Below are 22,445 nucleotides of genomic sequence, written 5' to 3' on the forward strand. Positions count from 1 at the left end.
TTTCTCCGGAAGGTGCTAGCAACGCTAACCCCTCGGTCGATCGAACGTCAATAGCATCGCTAGTATTTCTAGCTGTGATAGGCTTCACTCATGGCTATCGAGGATCGCCGTGAGCGCGAGCGGTCCGCTCGGCGACGACTGATCGTGTCAACGGCCCGTCAGTTGGCCGAGTCGGAAGGCTGGGACGCGGTGACCACGCGGCGGTTGTCCACCGAGATCGAGTACAGCCAACCCGTGTTGTACAAGCACTTCACCGGCATGGAACAGATCGCCGACGCAGTCGCCCTCGAGGGATTCGGCGAACTCGCCGAGGTGATCCGCGGCGCCTGTGCGGACGACGACGTCCCGGCCAACGTGGTGCTTAACCGAATCGCACAGGCGTATCTGGATTTTGCTCATACCAACCCGGCCGTATATGAGGCGATGTTCACCCGTGCGACGGCGCTGCACTTCAGCGCCGACGACACACCGGCTGAGTTGTTGTCGGCTTTCGCCGCGCTGCATCAGGCACTCGCTCGAGTCGGCCCTGGGCGCGACGTCGACACGCTCACCGAGGTGTTCTGGGCTGCATTGCATGGGCTGGTCACCCTGGGCGCCACCAGACGATTACGGCCCGACCATGTCTCACAACGTGTTCGGCTGTTGGTCGAGCACTTCACCGGCATGCGGGAACCAACCGCCGAAGGCGGATCGGCGTGAGCGGATCGCTCACCCAAGCATCGCCACGAAGTAAGGTGCTCGCCTTCGCCCGGTGAATCCTCGGCCGGGACGTGCTTGCGGCACAACAACCGCCGGAATCGGGCCCAAGACCTCACATGTGAGAGCCGTCACACGCGAGCCCGGAATTGCTTCGACACCGAAGCAAGTTATACCGCCCGTAACTGTACTGCTTCGACATCGAAGCAAACGATTTCAGGAGGACATCATGAAGGCTGTTCGGTACCACGAATACGGCGACAGCAGCGTTCTGCGGTACGAGGAGGCCCCGCGCCCGGTACCCGGACCACAACAGGTGCTGGTCAAAGTGGCGGCGACCACGTTCAACCCGGTGGACGCCGGCATCCGCGGCGGCTATCTGGCCGAGGTGTACGAGGTCAGCTTCCCTCACATTCCGGGCGTCGACGTCGCGGGGATCATCGCCGAAATCGGTGAGGGAGTGCAGGATTGGAAGGTCGGCGACTCGGTCGTTGCGTTCCTGCCGCTTGATGCCGACGGCGCCGCCGCCGAATACACCCTGGTCCCCGCCGAATCGCTGGCCGCTGCGCCGAGATCGGTGCCGCTGGCCGACGCCGCAGCACTGCCCGAACCCGCGCTGACGGCCTGGCAGGCCCTGTTCGAGGTCGCCGGGCTTACGGGCGGGCAGTCGGTGCTGATCAACGGCGCCTCGGGCGCGGTCGGCGGCTACGCCGTTCAGCTGGCCAAGCAGGCCGGCGCCGTGGTCACCGCCACTGCCAAGGACCGCGACGCCGAGCGGCTGCGTGGCCTGGGAGCCGACCGAATCGTCGACTACATCGACTACGGGCGGTCACCGATCGACATCGATGGTGCCCCGTTCGATGTGGTTCTCAACCTGGTCAGCACCACCGATGAGCAGACCGGCGCCCTTATCAGTGTCGTGACCGACGGCGGCTTCCACGTCGGCACCATGGTCTTCGGCCCGCAGGACCCGCCCCGAGGAGTCCGCACCCAGCGGGTCTTCGTCCGCAGCGACGCTGCCCAACTGGCCGAACTGGTCAAGCGCGTCGACGACGGCCGGCTCCGCATCGAGATCGCCGAACGCCGCCCGCTGGCGGATGCCGCGGCCGTGCACGACGACTCCGATGCCGGCCGGCTGCACGGCAAAACCCTGCTCATCCCCACCGAGCGCTAAAACCTAGTGCCTCGAGCTGGGCGGAGATTCAGCTGGCCAACCGCATTGCGATGGCATCGATGACCGCGGCCGGGCCTACGGGCCCGGGGCCAGCCCGACCGACGTGATGGCTACTTCTACTCCCAACGGGACAGTGCGGAGCTGATCAACACCGAGGGCACCCACCCTCGGTGCTCGGCCAGGGGTACCCGGACACCCCGGTGCTGCACTCGACAGAGCGGCGTGGCGGATGTCAGCTAAACGGATGCGATGTGGCGCCGCTATTTAACGGCCCCGGCACGTCCGCGCGGGGCGGCCGATCGGGGCGGGCGGGCACGCATGTGGTCGCGGGCCTTGCTCATCATGTCGCCGAGCCTGCGCACCTCTTGATCGGACAGCGAGTCGAACAACAGCTCGCGCACGACCTCGATGTGCCCGGGCAACACCTGGGCGACGCGGGCGCGGCCCTCGTCGGTGATCTCGACGACCGTGGCGCGCTGGTCCTCAGACGAGACCGCGCGAGTGATCAAACCCTGCTTCTCGAGCAGGCCGGCCTGATGGGTCAGACCCGAGCGGCTGTACACGACGCCGTCGGCGAGATCGGTCATGGTGAGCGGTTGCCCGGCGTCAGCCAGCTTGGCCAGGATCTCGAACTGGACGTAGCTGAGGTCTCCGTCGTCCTGCAACTGTCGGCGCACGGCATATTCAAGCAAGCTCACCGACTCCATCAGGGCGAAGTACGCCCGCAGTTGGACGGGATTCAATGAGGCGTCCATACTCCCGAGTGTAATGCTTCGACATCGAAGTGTGTGCGCTCTCGGCGGCGAGGCGCCCGGCCAGACTGACGCACCGAATCAGCAACGCGCGCGGCACTATTCGGAGCCAGAGACTGGCTAGTCGGCGAGCTCGCGGCGGAGCCCTGACGCTGAATAGGCGTGTCAGGTGTCAGGGCATCAGCAGGGTGTCCGGGGTATCCCAGCGCACGCCATCGAAGCGTCCGAAGTCGTTGTCGTAGCTGACGATTCCGGCTCGGTGTTCGAGCGCCAACGCGGCCAAGTGCGCGTCGTTGACGAGGTTTCCGCCGGTGCCGATGTGCGACAGCAGGCCGCCGAGCTGCTGAGGATGGCGCTCGGTGGGGCCGATCACCACCGCCCCCGGGGCGCCACACCACTGTTCGACCTGACGCATTGCGTCGGCTGGGTGCAGGGGCGCGGGGAAGAGCCCGATCTTGGTGGTCAGCCGAACGAAGGCAAGCAGCGGTACCCACGCCAGGCCGACTGTGTCGGCGCCCGAGAGTGCGTTGTCGAGCCAGCGCCTACTGGCATTGTGGTGCTCGGCGGCCGAATTCACCGCATAGAGCAGCACATTGGCGTCGACGATCTTCATGCGCCGCGCCGCTGCCGGCGCAGCAACTCCTCGTCTTCGAGTTCAGCGGCCAGCTGCAACGCGCGGTCGAGGTTGACCGCGGGCACCCCGAGGTCGGCCACCGTGGTCTCGAACGGCGTCGGGGCCGGTCGGCCGTGGGCGCCGTCGCGAATAGCGTCGTTGAGCGCCTGTTTGAACGAGACGCCGCGCTCGCGCATGCGTCGCCGAACCAGCGCGAGTGTGTCGTCGTCGAGGGTCACGGTCGTGCGCACCGTGACAGCATAGCATCATTACATTTGATGCCTTGCTATCAACTCGGACTGGAACGTTGCGGCGTCTGCCGAGACATCCGAAAAGGCCTGTCCCGCTGCCGCTTCTGTTTTGTCCGGGCATTCCGGCCGGGGCGCGCCTGACTGTCGCAGGTGCGGGCGGACCGTGTGCCCCAGGCTGAATCTGAACCGGATGACAAGATGCCCGGATGAGCTACCGCTGGCCGACGCTGGCCGATGTCATCGACACCCTCCACGTTGTCCGCGTTGACGACCACCACTTCGTCGCTACGCAATTGGACAACCCGGGCCATCACATTGTGGGCGGCCACATCGCCGGCCAGGCGCTGATGGCGGCGAGCCTCACTGCGCCGGGCCGCGCAGCGCACAGTGTGCATGTCTATTACGTGCGAGCCGGCGATGCGCGCAACCCGGTCGACCTGCACGTCGACGTGGCACGCGACGGCGGCACCCTGTCCACCCGCAAGATCACAGCGCGCCAGGACGGACAGATCCTGCTCGAAGCGCTCGCGTCCTTCAACGTGCCGTTCGAGTCGCTCGACTACCAGCAGCCGATGCCCGACGTTGCCGACCCCGAATCGCTGGCCCCGATCCAGCAGCAGTTGGCGGCACATGCGGACGAGCTGGACGGTCACTGGGTCGCACCTCGGCCTTTCGAGCTGCGCTACGTCGACCCCCCGCCGCGCCTCGCTATCGACCTGGCCGAGTCGACACCGAGGCTGCGAATGTGGTGGCGCGCCAACGGATCTGTGCCGGACGATGAGGTGCTGCACAGCTGCCTGCTGACCTACCTTTCCGGCACCACAATGGTCGAGCCCGCGCTCGTCATGCGGCGGGCCACGCCGGTCAGCACTTTCAACGCCCTCATCGACCACGCACTGTGGTTTCATCGGCCGGTCGACCTGGCGGACTGGGTCCTCTCGGATCAGGTGTCGGCCAGCGGTGTCGCGGGCCGGGGGCTGACGACGTCGACGATGTACAACCGCGAGGGGCAAATGGTCTGCGTCGCAACCCAAGAGCTCTACTTTGGCCGAGGCTCCTGAACACCCCGGCCGTTACGGCGTGCCCAGCAGATCGATACGGTGTCTGGGCACGTCACCCTGCAGCGGCACGACCCTGGCCGCCATGTCGGGATACTTTTCGAAGAATGCCACGAGACCCTGCTCGGCAGGCGACCAATCTGGCAGAGGATTGCGGGTTCGGCTCGACCGTTGCCGCTTGATCTCCCAGTCCGCCTGACGGAGCCCATCGATGTCGGCGATCTCGTAGGTCAGGTAGATCTTGTAGTCCTCCTCCGGCCGGACGGCGTTGCGGGCCTGGCGCAGCATGTCCAGAGTTGCCCGCTCGGGGTTTCCGTGCTGTCCGTTCCCGGAGAACACGTAGCGGTCAGCCGTTATGCGCTCGAAATAGTCTGGTGTGTAATTGTTTTCACTACCGTGGTGCTGTCCCTTCAGCACATCGACGTGCAAACTATCGCCCAGTCCGACGAGCTGCATTCCCTCGAGGATCTTGTCGCCGCGGGCATCGCCAGTGAACAGGATCGTCTTCCCGCCGAATTCGGCGAGCACCACAATGCTGGACAGATTGGCCACCGACTTGTCGACATAGGCCGCCAGTGCGGCAGTCGGCGGCTTCGGATGCTTTTTCTGTTCCTCCAACCACTTTCGGTGTGCCTCTTGTAACGCCTCGACTTCTGGCAGCATGGGGCCGATGACGTTCAACGTCAGACCGTCTCCGATGTTGATCGCCTTGCCGCCATCTTTGGCGACGATCAACCCGCCCTCTCCATCGTTTACCTGGATCTGCAGCACCTCGGCGTTGCCGGCCAGGTCGATGCCCTGCTCGATGCCTGCGAGCACCATCAGCGCGTCGTTGAAGGTGTCGGGGTCGACCTTCGCGTCGTCGGGCACCAGGTCGACCGGGATGTCCCCGGTCAGCGATGCCGTTCCGTACCCGTTCGAGGTGGCCTTCTTCAGCTCTGCCGCGTCGTTGCCGATGATCTTGTCAAATGTGTTGTGGAACAACCTTCGTGGCTTGACGAACCTGTTGACCGGCAGCGCCCTGAGCTCCTCCGTCAGCCGCACCAGGCCGTTGGCGTGGTCATCGTCCACGTGGCTGAGCATCACCCAGTCGAGCACCATCGGCTCGCCGGCGGGTACGCCCTTATCGTCCCGCAGCTGCTTGAGCCGCGGTTCGAGGTGGTTGGTGTAGACGCCGCTGGGACCCCCGTCGATCAACGCCAGCTTCTGCTTCTTGTTGGCCTTCGACCCGTATCGAAGCAGTAGGCAGTCGCCTTTCTTGGCGGGCAGGATTTCGAGACTGAAAACGGTGCTGGGCATCTGAATTCACCTCATTGACTCTGTAATGCACGAAGGACATCGAGTAAGCCGTGACCCTGAAAGTTGCGCTCGCGTCCGAGATCGGTCGCTGTCTCGCAGAGAATCCTCTTGATCTTGTCGGGACGTCCGACGAGTTCTGGATAGCGCGCCATCAGTAGCGCCGCGGCGCCGCTGACGTGGGGAGCGGCCATGCTGGTGCCGTCCAGATAGCCCCAATCATTTTCCAGCACTGGGGAATAGATGCGCTCGCCGGGAGCGACGAGGTCGGGCTTCGGTCGTCCGTCACCGGTGGGGCCACGGCTGGAGAAGTAGCTCACGCCGTAGGTGAAAGGTTTGTAGTGGTGGGTGGATCCGACCGTGATGACGCGCTCCGCATTGCCAGGGTCGGTGATGCTGAAGGCGAGGTAGTTATTGAAGGGCTGGTCGTTGACCATGATGTTCTGGTAGCCGAAGTTCCCTGCCGCCGCGACGACGACCACCCCGCTGTCGATGAGTCGTTCGGCCTCCATGCAGACCGGGGTCGCTCCGCATGCGTAATTGCGCACGTCGTGCTCGATCGACAGGCTCATGTTCACACCCTGGATCTGCATGCCGCCCGCCAACTCATTGGTGTGCCGGACAAACTGCAACGCCGCGATGACCGCCAACTCGGTGTCCTCTTTATCCGATCCGATGATGCGCAAGTCGTACAGACCGATACCCGGGCACATGCCGGTGACGAGGTTTCCGCCCGCTTCGTCGACTCCGGCCGCGATGATGCCGGCGACATGAGTGCCGTGTTCGCTGGCCGGTGGTGGCGGGGGCGCGCCGTCGACGCCGAGTTCGAGGAACTCCGCGATGAGGTCATACCGCATCGGCTGACCGTGGTATGCGGCGGTCGCGATCTGTTTCAGCTTGCGGTCTGCGTTCGACGGGAGTGGGTTGTCTTTGCGAGCGGTCTCGATCGCCTTGAGATTGGATTTGCGAACGACGTCGTCGACATTGCTGAGGTTGACGACCTCGCGGTAATAGGTGAAGTCGTACGTCTTGTGGACCGGATGCTTCCCAAACGCGATGTGATGCGTATCGATACCGGAATCGACCACCGCCCAGGTGATCGGGGTGCAGTCGAGTTCGAACAGCCGCCGGGCCGCGTCGGCCTTCACGGTCGGCACCGACTTCATGATCGCGGTGGACGCCGGACGGTTTCGCGAGATCTGCCACACCTTCGCAGCTTTTGCCGGGGACATATCGGTGGAGATCAGATCGACCACGAGCTCGCGCAAGTCGTCGTTGCTGGTGTCGACCAACAGGCCCTGCGTTTTCTTCTGAACTTTGGCCAGCACTGGTGGCGTCAGCGGCTCGCGGTCCGTCTCCTCCGGAGGCAGCTGCACCATCAAGACCAGGGCGCACAACGCGACGAAGCGCTCGAATGCCGTGCGCCGACTGCGGATCCCGACCGTGGGATCCTTGAAAAATTCGTCGAGGTGCTGGGGACCCTTGTTCCAGGCGTCGACCAGGAGCCGCACATCGTCGACCGTCTGAGCGATCTTGTCGGGTCCGTGTTCGCCGGCTGACTTATCCGAACTCATCCACGCGTCGATTTCGTTGCGGGTCTTCGGATCCAGCCACCACTTCGTCATCGGGATCAGCACCCGGATCACTTCGTCGAAGTACAGTCGGGCGGCTACATAATTCTGGACCGGCGCGACCCTCGGATCGTCGTGGTGAGCGACGCCGCGGCGAATTCCTTGCAGCTGTTTGAAGATCTCGGCGGCCAGGGCATTGGCCGAACTGCCCTTGTACGATGTGATGAGCAAGTCGACCGGCTTGCTCAGATCTTGCACGTAGGCGGTCCACACATCCCCCAAGATCGGTGAGCCCTGCAGGTGTCGTCTACTCGAGCCTGCGCCAATCAGGATGTAATCGACCAACTTTCGGGAGATTGAAGTTTCCCCGTTCATGTCAACGCCTCACTCGGATAGGGCAATTCGGTCTTCTCGAGATCGGTGAGTTCACCGGACATGTGGGTCCGCAGGCCGGCATCGCAGATGACGTAGCCCCAGTTGATCAGTCGCTCCTGGTCGGCGTCCGACATCGGAGCGAGCCGGGTCTTCACCTCGGCGAGTTCGCGGGTGCGATCGGGGTTGGCCGGCAGCACTGCGCCGCCGTATTTCGCGACCTGACTGCGGATGCCGATGTACATGCCCTGTCGCAGGCCGGATTTGAACGAGCCGATCACCTGGCGCTTGCGCATCGCCAGGGCTTGATTGTGGATGAGGTCGAGTACCCGAGAAGTCTGCCGCAGCGGATCGGTCGGGGGATCGTCGTCGGCGGCGACTTCGCCGCCGGCGTCACTGACGATGATTGACGTGTATCTCTTCCACGCGGTTTCCAGCCCGAGGTTGTCGTATACGCCGCCGTCGGTCACCTTGATCTCGTCGCGGAAGCCGGGCCCGGTAAGCGTGTTGCCTTGTTCGTCGATCCAGGTCTGGCCCTTGAGGTGCAGCGTGCAGGGCGACAGCACGGGCGGAAAGGCCGACGACGCGGCGACCGCGACCGCCAGCGCTATGTCGGGATTCACGATCCGCCCGACGCGATAGTCGGCGAGATAGGGCTTGCTGAACCGCAGCAGCACCCCGGACTCCAGGTTGGTCGAATTGAAGATGAACCGTGGCGTGTCGGGTAGTTGTTGCAGGCTGGTGTCACCGAAGAGGTGCTTGCGATAGGCTGCCGCGACGCGGCCGGCGGCGGAATCGCCGAAAGGCAACATTCCTTCGAGAACCGCTTTGACGTCGACCGCGGTTTCGCTCATCTTTCGCACGGGTTTGACGATCTGTTCGTCGAAGTTGCTGGCGACTCGCCGGGTGTCCCATGTCAGCTGCGTCCAGTTCTTCGCCAGAACGCCGGCGGTGATCGAACCGCCCGAGACGCTCGAGATGCGGTCGAGCTTCGCCAGTAGGCTAACCTCGTTGAGCCGCCAGAGCACGCCGACGTGGAAGACCATCGCCCGGTAGCCGCCGCCCGATAGGCAAAGCGCCAGACCCTTCTCCGGTTGCCGACCTCCGTCGTCCTGGGCTTGCCGGACCGGAGTGATCAACTCGTCCAACCTGGCACTGGTCATTTTGGCTCCTGCCCGCGTACGACCTGCGACCTAAGGCGGAACACGCATTCCGCAGTGGCCCGAATGCCCGAGGTCAGTGACGCATTTGGTGCTGTTTGTCGGGGCAGTGATGACGCTATTGCCGATGATCGGGCGTGCGCATGCGTAGTCGACTACTCGTCGTAGGCGCGTTGTAGGGACGCGCCGAACCAAGCGACGGATCGAGACGAGCGCATGAGCCTGCTGTTGGTTACCAGACAAGCGTGCTCACGCCACCGACTGGCCCCCGGGACTCGCCCGCAATGTCTTGCACGCTAATTTTCCAGGGTGATCTCTTCAGCTGCTCGTGCGCTCGCACGGTGGATCCCACCCTTCCTGGCCGTCGCTGCCGTCGCCTGGCTAGGTGTTGCGCCGCAGGCCGGTCCAGCGCCGTCGGTGCGCCTGACCAGCGATGGCAACCCGTTGGCCGGGGCGCCGTTCTACGTGAACCCCACGTCGGCGGCGATGCGCGCCGCGCAAAGCGCCGACCCCCCGAGTCCCCAGTTGACTGCCATCGCCAACACGCCGCAGGCCTATTGGATCGTGCCGGGGGGTTCGGCGGGCACGGTCGGCAAGTACGTCGGCGACGCGAATGCCGCCGGCGCCATCCCGGTGCTGTCGCTGTATGGAATCCCGCACCGCGACTGTGGCAGTTTCGCCGCCGGTGGCCTCGGGTCGGGCGCCGACTACCGAGGCTGGATCGACGGCATCGCTTCCGGCATCGGCGCCTCGCGAGTGGCCGTCATCGTCGAACCCGATGCGCTCGCCATGGCCGACTGCCTGTCGGGCGATGCGCGCCAGGAACGCTTCGACTTGATTCGCTACGCCGTCGACACGCTGACCCGGGATCCGAACGCCGCGGTCTACGTCGATGCGGGTCATCTGCGTTGGCACAGCCCGGAGGACATGGCGGGCCGGCTCAACCAGGCCGGCGTCGGCCACGCGAGGGGTTTCAGCGTCAACACCGCCAACTTCTTCACCACCGAGGACGAAATCGGTTATGGGGAAGCGATTTCGGGGCTCACCAATGGTTCGCACTACGTGATCGACACCTCGCGCAACGGTGCCGGGCCGGCGCCGGACGCCGAGCTCAACTGGTGCAACCCCAGCGGCCGGGCACTGGGCACGCCGCCCACCGCGTCGACCGCCGGCGCGCATGCCGACGCCTACTTGTGGATCAAACGACCGGGTGAATCCGACGGGTCATGCGGCAAAGGCGATCCGCCCGCGGGCACCTTCGTGAGCCAGTACGCCATCGATATGGCCAGCAAGGCGGGCCTGTAGCCGGCCCCTGGTTCATAGGGTCACGACGAGTTTGGTGGCCGACACACCGGCCATGAGTCGTTGGAACGCGTCGGGAATGCGCGCGAGCCCCTCGCCCACGATGGCCGCCCGCGGCGCAGCCCGGTAGCTGCCATTGGCCAGTGCTGCGGGAAGGAAGTCGACGTAGATCCCGGGCCCAACTTCGTTGTCCTTCAACGAACCTCCCCAGATGCCGCTGACCGACACGTCACCGTGCTGGGTGGTCGGGCTCGGCATGACGCTGGCGACGCGCTTGCTACCGCTGGTCCGGTTCGCGATCGCGATCCCGGCCTCGACCGATTGGTCCCCGATGGCCAGCGTGCCGGCCAACGGGCGGTCACCGATCCATTCGACGATCTCGTCGACGGCGCCCGGACTGTTGTAGTCGAACGCGGCCGATGCCCCGAGTGCTCGCACGTAGTCGAAGTTGCGCGGCGAGGCGGTGGCGATGACCTCGTAGCCCCCGGCGCGGGCGAGTTGAATTGCGTTGCTGCCCACGCTCGTTGACCCTCCCCACACCAGCACGGTCTCGCGCTTGTCGACAGGAACGACACTCGGCATCGCCAACCCGAGGTGGTCCTGTTGAAAAAGACCGGTCGCCGCGGTCGAGATCCCCATCGGCAGGACGGCGGCCTGCTCGAACGGCAAGGTGTCTGGAATGGGTGAGACCACGTGCGGCCTCAGCACGACGTAGTGCTGAAACGCGCCTTCCGCAGCCCGGTTTTGCGATTGGTCGATACCCATCGCGCCTCCGACGACCCGGTCTCCGGGGGCGAACGAGGAAACCCCTTCCCCGACCTCGACGACTTCGCCCGCGACGTCCGATCCGACGACGGCCGGGTAGGTCAACCAGGGCAGGATCTGTTGCAACCGCGGGCCGGTGATGACGTCGATAGGGTTCACCGCGACGGCGCGCACGCGGACTACGATTTCGCCCGGCGCCGGCGACGTGTAGTCGGCAGGGCCGACCTCGAAGGGACCGTCGGGTGTGCGCAGCCATAATGCCGTGTTCTGTTGATTCACAGTCGAATTCCTTTCCTCGAGGGGCGCAACGACACCGCGCGACCAACCAAAGCCGAAAGTAGTCGTTGACAACTAAGTAGTCAATGACTACTTTTAGCGATGTGGCCGAGCCGAAGCCGTTCCACCACGGCAACCTGCGTGCCGTCTTGCTCGACCAGGCGCAGGCGGTGCTGCGGAAGGGCGGCCTCGACGCCCTATCCCTGCGGGAGTTGGCGCGCGAGGCCGGCGTCAGCCATGCCGCCCCGCGCAAGCACTTCGCCGATCGTGATGCGCTGCTGGACGCACTCGCCGAGCGCGGCTTCGACCAGCTTGCCGAACGAATCGCTGACGCGGCCGCACGAGAGCCCGACGACTTCCGGCGCGCCCTGCACGCCGTGGCGTCGGCGTATCTCGAATTCGCTGTGGCCGAGCCCGCGCTATTGGACCTGATGTTCGCAGCCAAGGTGCACAACCCGTCCGATGCCGTCCGCAACGCGGTCGCGAATCACATGGCGGCACTGTTGCGCATCATTGCGCGCGGTGTCGACGCCGGCGCCTATGTACCCAGCGACGTCGAACGGCTGACGCTGGTGCTGTCGGCGAGTGTCCAGGGTATCGGCGGCCTGGTCACCTCGGGCCGAATCACGGAACCGCAGAGCGAGGCCCTTATCGGCGATGCGATTGCGCTGATTCTCGCGGGCGCGTCGACAGACGGCTGGCGGGCGTTCGCCGACGAGCATCCCTGGCATTTCTGGACGCATCAGGAAACACGATGACAGACAATCTGATTCGAGACGTGCCGACGCGCGGACGCTCTGCGCGAATGCGACTCGTCGATCGCGCGATGAACCGCATGCTCGGTTTGCCCCCGGCCACGACCGACTACTCGGTGCGCAAAGATGTACCCGTGCCGATGCGCGACGGAGTCGTCCTTCGTGCCGACCACTACCTGCCGCGGACCACGACACCAGCCGGCACGCTACTGCTGCGCTGCCCGTATGGCCGCGGCGCTCCGGTGTCGTGGATATATGCCCAGCTGTATGCCCAACGCGGCTATCACGTCGTATTACAAAGTGTGCGAGGCACATTCGGCTCCGGTGGCGAATTCGAACCGGCGACGCACGAAGTCGAAGACGGGGCCGACACTGTGGCCTGGCTGCGGAACCAGCCCTGGTTCACCGGCACCTTCGCCACGCTCGGTCAGTCGTACCTGGGCTTCACCCAGTGGGCGCTGCTCGTCGACCCGCCCCCCGAACTCGTCACCGCGGTCATCATCGTCGGACCCCACGAGTCCAAGTCGCTCATTGCCCGCAACGGCGGACTCGCCTTGAACAACGTGTTGTGGTGGTGTGCTCAGGTCGCGAATCAAGAGATCGGCGGCCCCCCGCGAAGGACGTTGCGGCAGTTCACTTCCGAGCGTGGTGTGCGGGCGGCGGCAAACCGGCTGCCGTTGGGCCGCAGCGGACGGGACCTACTGGGGGCGGGCGCATCGTGGTACGAAGACGCGCTGGAACACAGCGGTGTCAGCGACGAGTACTGGCGGCGCGCCGACGTCGAGGCGGCCCCGGACCGCACGAGAATTCCGGTGCTGCTGATCGGTGGGTGGCAGGACCTCTTCCTTGGCCAGACGCTCGAGCAGTACCGGCGGCTGAAGGCCAACGGGTCAAATCCGGCGCTGCACATCGGTGCGTGGACACACCTCGAGATGTTGGGTAGGTCGGCCGGACTGATCACACGCGAGACATTGCCTTGGCTGGCGCGGCATCTCGCCGGCACGAGTTCGGTGACGCGCAGTCCGGTGCGCATCTTCGTCACCGGCGGCCCGGGCTGGCGCGATCTACCCGACTGGCCACCCGCCAGCCGAACCCGCACGCTCTACCTCAATCCGGGTGCCGCGCTGTCGGAAGCTGCGGCCACCGACGAGTCGGCGTCACGATTCACCTACGATCCCGCCGATCCCACTCCGACGATCGGCGGTCCGCTGCTGTCGGCTTCCAACGTCGGGTATCGGGACGACACAGCATTGAGCCTCCGAGATGACGTGATCACCTTCACCACACCGCAGTTGACCCAAGACTGGGAGGTCATCGGAACGCCGTCGGTGGAACTGCAACATCGCACCGACAACCCTCATGCCGATGTCTTCGTCCGGCTCAGCGAGGTCGACTCGCGCGGTCGCTCGCGCAACGTTTCCGAGGGCTTCATACGCCGCGTCGACCAAGACCCAACCGTCCGGATCACTTTGGACGCCATCGCCCACCGCTTCCGAGCCGGGACACGGATCAGGCTGATGATCGCCGGCGGCTCGCACCCGCACTACGCCCGCAACCTCGGCACCGGGGAACCGCCACTGACCGGCTTCGCGATGAAGCCGTCACGCCACACCGTCGCGCACGCGGCGTCGCGGCTGAACCTGCCTGTCGTGCAGGCTCGGTCGCACGAGTGACGCGCCCCGACGCGAACCGGGCTGGCTGCCGACGAGCGGCCGGAGGCGTTGTGCGGTAGAAAGTGCTAAACGAAAGCCCTGCCAAGCAGCGTGCGGGATTCGGCTCGCTTTGACGAGAGGCTTGATCGTATGCCTGCATGGAAACGTCGCACCGCGACGAACGAAGGCAGCACGTCCGGCGCCAGCCGCAGAGTGGGCGTGGAAATCGAAGTCGAGGTGACCGAACCCGCGGTGCTGGATTTCCAGATCGCAGTCAGTCGTCAACCCGGCATCGACGTGAGTGAGTCACTGACCATCAAGCACAACGGCAAGGCCGTCGAACCGCGCGAGATCATCGGTGCGCACCAGACCCGAATTCATGTCGTGCCGGCCGACAAGGGAACGGTGACCCTGTCATACGACGCGACGGTCCTCGGCCACGCGGATCCCGACCCCGTCACCGATATTGACGCCATCACCTACTTGCGCCCGAGCAGATACGCCGAAGCCGACAAGTTCTTCGGGTTCGCCGCAACCGAATTCCAGCAGTACGGCACCTCGGTGACCCTGCTCGAGAAGGTCTCGTCGTGGGTCGGCACCCGGCTGAATTATGTTCCCGGGTCCAGTGATCCGATTGACGGGGCGGCCGACACCTTGCTCGCGGGCGCCGGCGTGTGCCGCGACTACGCCCATCTGGTGATCGCGCTGCTGCGCGCGGTCCATGTCCCGGCAAGATTGGTCGCGGTGTACGCGCCGGGCTGCCAACCGATGGATTTTCACGCCGTAGCCGAGGCACTGATCGACGGCGTCTGGCAGGTCGTCGACGCCACCTGCCTGGCCCCTCGCCAGTCCATGGTCCGCATCGCCACCGGCCGCGACGCCGCCGACACAGCCTTCTTGGACAACCACGGCGGCGCGATCAACTTGCAGAATATGAGCGTCACCGCGGTTGTCGACGGTGAGCTACCCAAGGACTCGGTCGAGCAACTCGTCAGCCTGGGGTAGGGGCGAGGAGCGGTCGCGGTCTCGCGCCGCCGGGCATTAAGGTTGGTCCATGCCGGACGCCGCCACGCCCGTATTCGTCCGGTCCGACCGAATCCTGTTGCTCCTCTCGGCGGTGTTCGTGCTGGCTGCGGGGTTCGCCCATTTCGGCGACTGGAACTCGGTGCTGACCTTCCTGGTCGCCGCCGCCGCGGTGGGTGTGCTCGCGGCGCTGGTCGGCCACAGCGTGGATCAGCTCGGCGACCGCTTTGGAGCCGGCGCCACCGGGGTGCTCCAGTCGGCGCTCGGCAATCTTCCAGAGCTCTTCATCTGCCTGTTCAGCCTCCAGCACGGCCTGGTCGACGTGGTCCGCGCGGCTTTGGTCGGGTCCGTCTTAGCCAATCTGCTGCTCGTGTTGGGTCTCGCATTCGTGGCCGGCGGACTACGTCACGGCACTCAGCAACTCGGATCGCACCGTGCACGCACCGTGACGGTGTTGATGTTGCTGTCGGTCACGGCGCTGTCGATCCCATCGGTGGCGTACTGGATCCACACCCCGGCCTCCCACCACGAGGACGCACTGTCGATCGTCGTTTCGGCGCTGTTGCTTGGACTGTTCGCCCTATCCCTACCGGCCTCGCTACGCCGGCACGACGACGAGGCCCAGCCCGCCGGAATCCACGAGCACCCGCGCTGGCCGGTCTGGCTGGCGATCGGCATGCTCGCCGGCGCCGGGGTGCTGGCGGCCTTCGTGTCGGAGTGGTTCGTCGACGCGCTGCAACCGGCCATGCACGCACTCAACATCTCCGAGGTGTTCGCAGGGCTGGTCGTCGTCGCGATCGCCGGCAACGCGGTAGAGAACTTCGTCGGCATCCAGCTTGCCGCCAAAGGACAATCCGCGTACGCCTTCTCGGTCGTTCTCAATTCGCCGCTGCAGATCTCCCTGGTGCTGGGGCCGGCGCTGGTGCTCATCTCGCAGGCCAGCGGCATGGCCGGGCTGACCCTGGTCTTCAGCCCGATGTTGGTGGTGGCGTTGCTGCTCGCCGTCATCCTCACCGCGTTCATCTCGTTCGACGGCGAATCGACGTGGCTCGAAGGCGCCACGCTCGTCGTCCTCTACGGGATCATCGCCGCAGCGTTCTGGTGGGGTTGACCCGCGTCGGCTTGGCCGGTCCTCGATAGCGGCGAATCGCTGGCGCACGTAACGTCTTTGACATGAGCGTCTATGCCTTGAACCTCTTCGACATCGCCGACGCCGACGAGTACCGCGCCTACTCGCGACGGTCACCTGCCGAGGTGGCCAAACACGGCGGTCGCGTCGTTGCGCTCGGCCAGTTTCAGGAGGCGGTTCTCGGCGACATCGAACCGCGTCAGGTGCTGATCCTCGTGGAGTGGGAATCCCGGGAAGCCTTCGACAACTACTGCGCCGACCCGGAACTCGCCGATCTGCATCCGCATCGCGAGGACGGATCGGCGAAATACATCTGGCACCTGTTCGACCGTCTCGACGACCTCAGGCCGCTCCTAAGTCGATGATCCGTTTCTGCACAGTCACATCCAGCGCATAGCGCCTCGCGACAGTGTGCGCATTGTCTTCCTGCACGAGTGCCACATGGACGGTGCCTGCACCCACGGCCTTATATCTGCTGGTATGGATGCCGGGCGCGGCGGGCGCTTTGGTATCCCATTGATACCGGGACCCGAGATATTGGAGGATCGCGGCATCGGGCGAGCCCTCTTCGTGCCATTGGCAATGTGACGTCGGGTAGTCGTCGGTTAAGACGATGTCGAAGATATCTCCCTTGTGGATCGTGACATGTCCGCCGTTGTCGGAATCATGTGCCGCTACGTCCGGGCTCGAGCATCCCGTAACCAGCAGCAGGCAGGCCAACGGCATTGCCAGCTTCCGGAGCATGTTGACCACGCTAACGCGACCGGAGACTCAGATCTTGAGATAGCCCTTGTCGGCTGGAATTTGGGCCGCGGTGACGAGCGAGGACGCATCGCTGGCAAGCCAGACCACGATGTCGGAAATCAGGTCGGGGGCAGCCAGCGAATCGGTCGGCAGTGCGCCCGGCGAGAAGCTGTGGATGTAGTGGGGGTGGTCCTGAAAGACCTGGTACATCGACAGGTCGTTGCCCATCGGGGTGTCGGTGCCGTAGGGGTGCACCGAGTTGACGCGGATGCCGAATTCGCCGAGTTCGACCGCCAGCGAGTTGGTGAGGCCGACAACGCCGAATTTGGTTGCGCAGTAATGCCCGCAGCCCGGGACGGCCTTGATTCCCGCGGCGGAGCTGATGTTGATGATCGATCCGCCATTGCCGGCGTCGATCATTGCCGGCACCACGGACTTCATGGTGTTCCACAGCCCGGTGAGATTGGTATCGAGCGTCTCCTGCCACTGCTGGGCCGAAATCTCCCACACCCGGCCCCAATTCAGCACCCCGGCATTGGCCACGACGATGTCGAGCCGTCCGAACTGTTCGAGCGCTTTCGACACGACGCGCTGCTGGCCGGCCAGGTCGCGGACGTCGACCTCCTCGGCAAGGATCTTGCGGCCCGCACCCTCGACCAGATTGACCGTCTCGACGAGGTCTTCGGGCGTCGCCGGGGGATAGCCGTTGTGCTCGGCGACCGGCGCGCACGCGTCGATCGCGACGATGTCGGCTCCGGCCCGGGCCAACCGGAGGCAGTGTGAGCGGCCCTGTCCGCGGGCCGCTCCCGTCACGAAGGCGACCTTCCCGGCCAACGGGGTGGCGGTTTCGCTCATGCCGATAGCTCCTCTACTGGCGGCGCCGGCTGCGGCTGCGCGGCGGGTTGGGCGCAGAACTTGTAGTCCCTCAACCGCGATCGCCGACCGCCCGCTGAGTCCCATTTGTGTTGGCCGACTTCGGCATTGGCGCGCAGGTGCTGGTATCGCGTGCAGCGGGCCGCGGTGTCGCGCAACAACTTCGCCGTGGCGATCCCGCCCGGCCCGGCCCCGATGATCGCCACTTCGTAGTCGGGTTCAGCCACAATCGGCTCCGGTCAGACCGGCGACGATGTGATCGCAGACGTACCGGCGCACGGTACGGGGATTGTCGAGATTGACCGCGATCGGGGGGATTAGCTCGAAACTGAACAGCATTCGCACGATCCATTCGCTAGCGCGTGCCGCGTCGACCGTCGGACCGACTTCTCCGTTACGCTGGGCGGCTTTGACCAAGGGCTTCCACAATTCGATCGCGCGGCGCATCAACTCGTCGCCGCCGTGGTCCAGCAGCAGAACCAGAATGCCGCGATCCAGGCCGCGCGGCATCGATTGCGAGCGTTGACGATGCGCACAGATCAGCACCGCGACCGCCGCAGCCTGCTCGGCCAGGGTGGTCTCCTTGGCGATCTCGACGGCCATGGTGTCGATGAAACCGGCGGCCAGCTGGTTGAGCGCGGTGGCAATCGCGTTGTCACGGGTGCCCAACAAATTGTGGACGGTGCCACGCGAAACGCCTGCCGCTTCGGCCACCGCCGTGAGGCTGAAGCGCCTGGGCCCGAGCTGGCGCAACGTGTCGGAGGCGGCGGTCAACAACGCGTTCGGCACCGGCCTGGTGTCTCGCGCGGCATCGACGGGCACTTGAACACGCTAACGATATGTGTTCAATGCGGTCAACAGGGCGCCGGGACCGAAGCGCTCGAAAATCGATGGTTTGTCCAGGCATCCAGCGGGTATTTTCACGGAGCCACACTTGAGAAGGGGGCCGGAGATGACGACGGTTGAGCACGGTCGTACGCGGTGTCCGCGATGCGCGGCGTTCGCTGAGTACCGGTTCCTCGAAATCGGCCACAACAAACTCAAGTACGAGGTGCGCTGCGGTAGCTGCGGCCATGTGCACTGCGAGGTAACCCCTGTGTCGACTCCTCCCGCCACTGCCGCGTAGGGGCTTCTGGTCGGCTTGCAGGCCGATGTCAATCAGTTGACCGGCACGCCGGCGGCCGGCTGGGTCAACGTCAAGAACTTGGGCGCGGCCATCACGAGAACGTTGCAGGACCCCAACTTTCAGCAGGAGGCGTTCATCAACTACACCGCGGAAGTGTCAGGTCCGCAGGGGCCGATTCCCGTAATCGGCACGTTCAACGAGCTGCTGAACACCTCGACTCGCCAGTCGGCCTTCATCGATTTCCGGCAAAACGACAATGCCACTACACAGGTCGACCACGAGGGCGGATAGACGATCAATTCGATGCTTTGACAACCTATTTCGCGCGCCGTCGAGCGATGATGCGGGCACCGTGGGAAGGGATGTAGACGACGTGACGCGCGCGGGCTGACTCGGGCCGGCTACGACCGGGCGTGAGACGGTAATTGAGCAGAACCTCACGAAGGATCGCGGTGGATTCCATCATCGCGAATCCGCCACCGAGACAACGGCGGACTCCGGCGCCGAACGGCAACCAGTTCCAAGCGGTGGCAGAGCCGTCGAAGAACCGTTCGGGACGGAAGACGTGCGGATCGGCGTGCTGTCCGGGATCGGATTGGACCGGGCCGATACCCGCGAACACGGTATAGCCGGCGGGGACGCGGTAACCGCCCAGTTCGATATCGTGGGTCAGTCGTCGTGCGACGGCGTAGAAGACGGGATGCAACCGCATCGACTCTTTGATCACCGCTTCGAAGTATTTGTCGTCGCCGGTGTCGACGGCCGCAATGGCCTTGTCCTGCAGCGCTTGATCATGCGCGAGGTCGTGCAGGGTCCACGACAGCGTGATGGCGGTGGTTTCGTGGCCGGCCAGCAGCAGGGTCACCATCTGGTCGCGCAGTTCGGCATCGGAGAGCCGGTCTCCGTCTACCTGGGTGGCGATCAATTGGGATAACACGTCGCCGCGGTCGGCGGTGTTGCCAGCGCTGCGGCGCTCGCGGATCTCCGCGTAGAGAGCGTCGTCGATGCGCTCCCGCAGTTGACGGAATCGCTTCCAGGGGCCGAACCGCTGCAACTGCGGGACCACCTCGCCGGCGTACACCGCCATGGATGCGGAGACGAGTCGCGAGAACGGGACACGAAGCGCGTCGAGCTGGGGTCCCTCCTTGAGACCCAAGACCACGTGCAGCATCATCTCCAGCGTCACGGCGTTCATCCGCGGCTGCGCGGCGAACGGGGTGCCGACCGGCCACCGGCCCATTTCCCGGGCTGCCAGCTCGTTCATCATGTCCCGGTAGCCGCGCAGCGCGGCGCCGTTGAACGGTGGCACGAGCAGTTTGCGAAGCCGTTGGTGTGCAGCCTCGTCGGTGGTGACCACGGAGCCCTCACCCATCACGTTCCGAATTCCCTGAATTCGTCCTTCGCCCGCGTGGAAGGTCGTCGGCTCGCCGCTCAGCACCGACCGATTGAGCTCAGGACTGCACACCAGGACAGAAGGACGGCCCAATACGGAGACCGCGATGACGTCGCCGTAGTGCTTGCGCAGCCACGGCGTGATGCGGTCCCGATGGGAGAACAGTGCGGTCTGCACCAGGCCAGGCAATCGCGGGCCGGGGGGTAGCGGCAGCCGCGCGAGCCGATCGGTCGCGGCTGGCGTCGTCTGGCTCATGTCAGCTCGCCCAAACGGTGCGGAACATCGGCGCCTCCTCGGGGCTTTCGACGCCCACTCAGCCTACCGAGCATCCGCCGGTGCGGAATCTCGAGACGACGCCGGGGTCTCAGTGCGGTTCGGCCAGCCTGGCCATCTCGGCGAACATGGATTCGCGCAACTCCTCGCGAGACAGATCGTGGAGTCCGGTCGCCGCTCGCACGAACGGTTCGAACAATTGCCAGCCCAGCAGTAGGGCGATCGCGTGCGAGGCGCCGAGCCGGGCGCTCTCTTCGCTCTCGTGCTCGGGTCGAATGCCTTCGAGCAGCCGGGTGGCGGCGGGAAAGGTGGACTGCAGTTTGCCCGCCGGAAACCCGTCGAGCAGGGCACGTGCGATGACCCGTAAGTGGATGGAGGTGGCCGCCTCCGTCTCCTCCTGGGATGCCTCGCCGCCGGTCAACGTGGCCAGCTTCGCAGCCAGGTGATCGAGCACGGCAGCGACCAGTTTCTCTTTGGTCCCGAAATGACGAAACACCAAGCCGTGGTTGACGTGGGCCCTGGCTGCGATGTCGCGAATCGACGCGGCCCCGGGCCCGCGCTCGGCGAACATCTCCGCCGCGCTGTCCAGGATCGCGGCCCTCACCTCCGCACGGCCGGTCGGAACGGGAGCCGCATCGGGGCTTGCGCCGCGTGTAGTCATATGTCTACACTATCACCGTAGTCACTTGACTACAGCCGAGCGAAACCCCGAGGGGACGATCCGCCATGACACAGCCGCAGACGCTGAGCGTGGAGTACGAGGAGCTGATGGCCCGAGCCGATGAGCTGGAGGCCCCGATCCCAGGCTTGCCGACCGAAAACCCCCAGGCCCCGTGCGTCCTACCGATGGTGATCACGGCCGCCGATCAACTCGCGCTGTCTGCCGACAACATGCGGATTTATCTGGAAGCCGGCGAACGGGAGTGGGAAGCACTGGCCGAGTCCCTGCGCAATGCCGCCAAGGCCTATGAAGAGGTCGACACGGGCGCCGCGGCCGCCCTGGACAGCGGCGACGAGTCCGTGTCGGGCGCGGCGACCGGGACCCAGATGAAAAGCATCGCCCCGCCACCGCTCACCGACACACAGATCGCGGCAGCAGGCGAAGCAGCGCCCTTCCGTGACGTCAAAGAGGCGGCGCAGGACATCAGCGAACCCGATCAGGGCGTGGCGTTCACCGCCTTCGCCGATGCGTGGACCGGGTATCAGCGGGCGTTGTTGGAGGCCGCGTATCGGTTCCGGCCCTTCGAATCCTGGGAGGGCGATGCGCGCTATGCGGTAGAGGCGAACTTCGACCAGCAACGAGCGTGGCTGTATCAAATGGCGGATCTGTGCGGATTGATGGCGACGCAGGCCCGCGGCATCGTGTCGACGCAGGACTGGGCCCTCCCGGAGCATCCCACGGTGCAACAGGTCGAGGACCTCGACTACCTCTGGTACCAGTGGCAGACCACCTATCCCTGGAAGATGCAGTGGTCTGACCTCAAGCCCGTGCTGGAAGAGGAGTACGTGGCACTGCAGGAGAAGTCGGAACAGGTGCTGGCCGAATACGAGCAGCGGGCCGCTTTGCCGCTGCCGCCGATCAGTCCGCCGCTGGCTCCCGCCGCCGGTGCCGTCGTACCGCCGATCGACCCCGGCGCCTACGACTTCGGCCCCGGCGCCGAAACGCCCTATCCCGAATCCCCCTACGGGGATCTCCCGCAGGCAGAGCAGCTTCCGGAGTTGGGTGGCATGCCGTCCGCCGCGACGGCCGCGCCGCCGACCGACGCGACCCTGGGCAGTGCTGCGACCGCGGTGCCGGACTCGACGAAACCGGCCGGCATGAAACCCGCGTCGTCCGGTGGCACCGGAATACCGCCGCTGCGATCGGTCCCCTCGATGCCACTGCAGGCGCCGGCCGAAGGAGGAGGGGGCCTCCGGCCGGCGCCGGCAGCACTCCCGCCCACCGCGATGGGCCGCGGGGTCCCCGGTGCGGCAGGCGCGATGGGCGCAGGCGGCATGGGCGTGCCGCCGGTGGGTGCGCAGGGCGGTCACGGACAACAGCCCGGCAAGGGCAAACGCCGCCAGGCCGACGCATCGATCTACTCCGAGAACCGCGCCTGGACCGAGGCCATCATCGGCCGGCGCCGACCGAAGGATGCTGCAGACCACTGAGGGAAAGAGAGAGCGGGCCTTCCTCAGAGGTTGTTGGTCG

Annotated in this window: 24 protein-coding genes; 11 read left to right on the top strand and 13 right to left on the bottom strand. The window is 65.4% G+C overall.

Translation table 11 applies throughout. The features are described 5' to 3' along the window. The first annotated feature begins 90 nt into the window (after nt 1–90). Entirely contained in the window at nt 91–699 is a 609-nt protein-coding gene (locus tag MJO58_RS00595; protein ID WP_239721672.1) for a TetR/AcrR family transcriptional regulator, read from the top strand. Nucleotides 700–925: 226 nt separating this feature from the next. Then, a complete protein-coding gene (locus MJO58_RS00600) occupies nt 926–1,870 on the top strand; it encodes an NADP-dependent oxidoreductase (RefSeq protein ID WP_239721674.1) in 945 nt (314 codons plus the stop codon). A 260-nt stretch (nt 1,871–2,130) separates the two neighbouring features. On the opposite strand, the gene MJO58_RS00605 is transcribed toward MJO58_RS00600, so the two are convergent. The 3 genes from MJO58_RS00605 to MJO58_RS00615 form a co-directional block, all read right to left on the bottom strand. After that, complete coding sequence (locus MJO58_RS00605) at nt 2,131–2,625, bottom strand: MarR family winged helix-turn-helix transcriptional regulator (RefSeq protein WP_239721675.1); 495 nt, start codon at nt 2,623–2,625, stop codon at nt 2,131–2,133. 169 nt (nt 2,626–2,794) lie between these two features. Next, nucleotides 2,795–3,235 (bottom strand): type II toxin-antitoxin system VapC family toxin, encoded by a 441-nt coding sequence (locus MJO58_RS00610; RefSeq protein WP_239721677.1) that lies wholly within the window; start codon nt 3,233–3,235, stop codon nt 2,795–2,797. After that, entirely contained in the window at nt 3,232–3,486 is a 255-nt protein-coding gene (locus tag MJO58_RS00615) for an antitoxin (protein ID WP_239721679.1), read from the bottom strand. Before MJO58_RS00615 ends, MJO58_RS00610 begins: the two co-directional genes overlap by 4 nt. A 206-nt stretch (nt 3,487–3,692) precedes the next feature. On the opposite strand from MJO58_RS00615, the gene MJO58_RS00620 reads away from it, so the two are divergent. After that, nucleotides 3,693–4,547 (top strand): acyl-CoA thioesterase, encoded by an 855-nt coding sequence (locus MJO58_RS00620; protein ID WP_239721680.1) that lies wholly within the window; start codon nt 3,693–3,695, stop codon nt 4,545–4,547. A 12-nt stretch (nt 4,548–4,559) separates the two neighbouring features. Here MJO58_RS00620 and MJO58_RS00625 read toward each other — a convergent pair whose 3' ends face one another. The 3 genes from MJO58_RS00625 to MJO58_RS00635 form a co-directional block, all read right to left on the bottom strand. Beyond that, nucleotides 4,560–5,843 carry a ComEC/Rec2 family competence protein gene (locus MJO58_RS00625; protein WP_239721682.1) on the bottom strand — a complete coding sequence of 428 codons (1,284 nt, stop codon included), beginning with the start codon at nt 5,841–5,843 and terminating at the stop codon, nt 4,560–4,562. Nucleotides 5,844–5,854: 11 nt separating this feature from the next. After that, a complete protein-coding gene (locus MJO58_RS00630) occupies nt 5,855–7,684 on the bottom strand; it encodes a S8 family peptidase (RefSeq protein ID WP_239721684.1) in 1,830 nt (609 codons plus the stop codon). A gap of 98 nt (nt 7,685–7,782) precedes the next feature. After that, a complete protein-coding gene (locus MJO58_RS00635; RefSeq protein ID WP_239721685.1) occupies nt 7,783–8,946 on the bottom strand; it encodes a patatin-like phospholipase family protein in 1,164 nt (387 codons plus the stop codon). A gap of 306 nt (nt 8,947–9,252) precedes the next feature. On the opposite strand from MJO58_RS00635, the gene MJO58_RS00640 reads away from it, so the two are divergent. Further along, the gene (locus MJO58_RS00640; RefSeq protein WP_239721686.1) at nt 9,253–10,248 is read left to right on the top strand and encodes a glycoside hydrolase family 6 protein; all 996 of its coding nucleotides are present in this window, start codon (nt 9,253–9,255) and stop codon (nt 10,246–10,248) included. 12 nt (nt 10,249–10,260) lie between these two features. Here the strand turns inward: MJO58_RS00640 and MJO58_RS00645 are convergent, their stop codons facing one another. Further along, a complete protein-coding gene (locus tag MJO58_RS00645) occupies nt 10,261–11,289 on the bottom strand; it encodes a zinc-binding alcohol dehydrogenase family protein (protein ID WP_239721689.1) in 1,029 nt (342 codons plus the stop codon). Nucleotides 11,290–11,390: 101 nt separating this feature from the next. On the opposite strand from MJO58_RS00645, the gene MJO58_RS00650 reads away from it, so the two are divergent. The 5 genes from MJO58_RS00650 to MJO58_RS00670 all read left to right on the top strand — a co-directional run bounded on the left by MJO58_RS00650 (nt 11,391) and on the right by MJO58_RS00670 (nt 16,210). Further along, complete coding sequence (locus tag MJO58_RS00650) at nt 11,391–12,044, top strand: TetR/AcrR family transcriptional regulator (protein ID WP_239721690.1); 654 nt, start codon at nt 11,391–11,393, stop codon at nt 12,042–12,044. Then, a complete protein-coding gene (locus tag MJO58_RS00655; protein ID WP_239721692.1) occupies nt 12,041–13,714 on the top strand; it encodes a CocE/NonD family hydrolase in 1,674 nt (557 codons plus the stop codon). Before MJO58_RS00650 ends, MJO58_RS00655 begins: the two co-directional genes overlap by 4 nt. Before the next feature lie 129 nt (nt 13,715–13,843). Further along, on the top strand, nt 13,844–14,698 hold the full coding sequence (locus tag MJO58_RS00660) for a transglutaminase-like domain-containing protein (protein WP_090598150.1): 855 nt from the start codon (nt 13,844–13,846) through the stop codon (nt 14,696–14,698). Between the two features lie 49 nt (nt 14,699–14,747). Further along, nucleotides 14,748–15,827, top strand: a complete 1,080-nt coding sequence (gene cax, locus MJO58_RS00665) for a calcium/proton exchanger (protein WP_090598151.1) — start codon at nt 14,748–14,750, stop codon at nt 15,825–15,827. A gap of 62 nt (nt 15,828–15,889) precedes the next feature. Next, nucleotides 15,890–16,210, top strand: coding sequence for a DUF1330 domain-containing protein (locus MJO58_RS00670; RefSeq protein ID WP_090598153.1), 321 nt, complete (start codon nt 15,890–15,892; stop codon nt 16,208–16,210). Here the strand turns inward: MJO58_RS00670 and MJO58_RS00675 are convergent. From MJO58_RS00675 to MJO58_RS00690, 4 genes are read right to left on the bottom strand one after another with little or no spacing between them, the layout of a single operon-like run. Continuing rightward, nucleotides 16,188–16,589: a protease inhibitor I42 family protein gene (locus tag MJO58_RS00675; RefSeq protein ID WP_139043211.1), complete on the bottom strand. Its 402-nt coding sequence runs from the start codon at nt 16,587–16,589 to the stop codon at nt 16,188–16,190. The two genes, MJO58_RS00670 and MJO58_RS00675, sit on opposite strands and share 23 nt — an antisense overlap. A 27-nt stretch (nt 16,590–16,616) precedes the next feature. After that, nucleotides 16,617–17,444 carry a mycofactocin-coupled SDR family oxidoreductase gene (locus tag MJO58_RS00680; RefSeq protein ID WP_239721694.1) on the bottom strand — a complete coding sequence of 276 codons (828 nt, stop codon included), beginning with the start codon at nt 17,442–17,444 and terminating at the stop codon, nt 16,617–16,619. Next, nucleotides 17,441–17,689, bottom strand: coding sequence for a hypothetical protein (locus tag MJO58_RS00685; RefSeq protein WP_239721695.1), 249 nt, complete (start codon nt 17,687–17,689; stop codon nt 17,441–17,443). Before MJO58_RS00685 ends, MJO58_RS00680 begins: the two co-directional genes overlap by 4 nt. Next, the gene (locus MJO58_RS00690; protein ID WP_239721697.1) at nt 17,682–18,284 is read right to left on the bottom strand and encodes a TetR/AcrR family transcriptional regulator; all 603 of its coding nucleotides are present in this window, start codon (nt 18,282–18,284) and stop codon (nt 17,682–17,684) included. Before MJO58_RS00690 ends, MJO58_RS00685 begins: the two co-directional genes overlap by 8 nt. Before the next feature lie 340 nt (nt 18,285–18,624). Here MJO58_RS00690 and MJO58_RS00695 point away from each other — a divergent pair, with 340 nt between their 5' ends. Further along, a complete protein-coding gene (locus MJO58_RS00695) occupies nt 18,625–18,879 on the top strand; it encodes a hypothetical protein (RefSeq protein ID WP_434086288.1) in 255 nt (84 codons plus the stop codon). Nucleotides 18,880–18,904: 25 nt separating this feature from the next. On the opposite strand, the gene MJO58_RS00700 is transcribed toward MJO58_RS00695, so the two are convergent. Continuing rightward, entirely contained in the window at nt 18,905–20,236 is a 1,332-nt protein-coding gene (locus tag MJO58_RS00700) for a cytochrome P450 (protein ID WP_239721699.1), read from the bottom strand. A gap of 109 nt (nt 20,237–20,345) precedes the next feature. Next, nucleotides 20,346–20,915, bottom strand: coding sequence for a TetR/AcrR family transcriptional regulator (locus tag MJO58_RS00705; RefSeq protein ID WP_239721701.1), 570 nt, complete (start codon nt 20,913–20,915; stop codon nt 20,346–20,348). A gap of 65 nt (nt 20,916–20,980) precedes the next feature. On the opposite strand from MJO58_RS00705, the gene espB reads away from it, so the two are divergent. Beyond that, entirely contained in the window at nt 20,981–22,405 is a 1,425-nt protein-coding gene (gene espB / locus MJO58_RS00710) for an EspB family ESX-1 secretion system-associated protein (protein WP_239721703.1), read from the top strand. The last annotated feature ends 40 nt before the right edge of the window (nt 22,406–22,445 follow it).

It is taken from the genome of Mycobacterium lentiflavum (genome assembly GCF_022374895.2).
Taxonomy (GTDB): Bacteria; Actinomycetota; Actinomycetes; order Mycobacteriales; family Mycobacteriaceae; genus Mycobacterium; species Mycobacterium lentiflavum.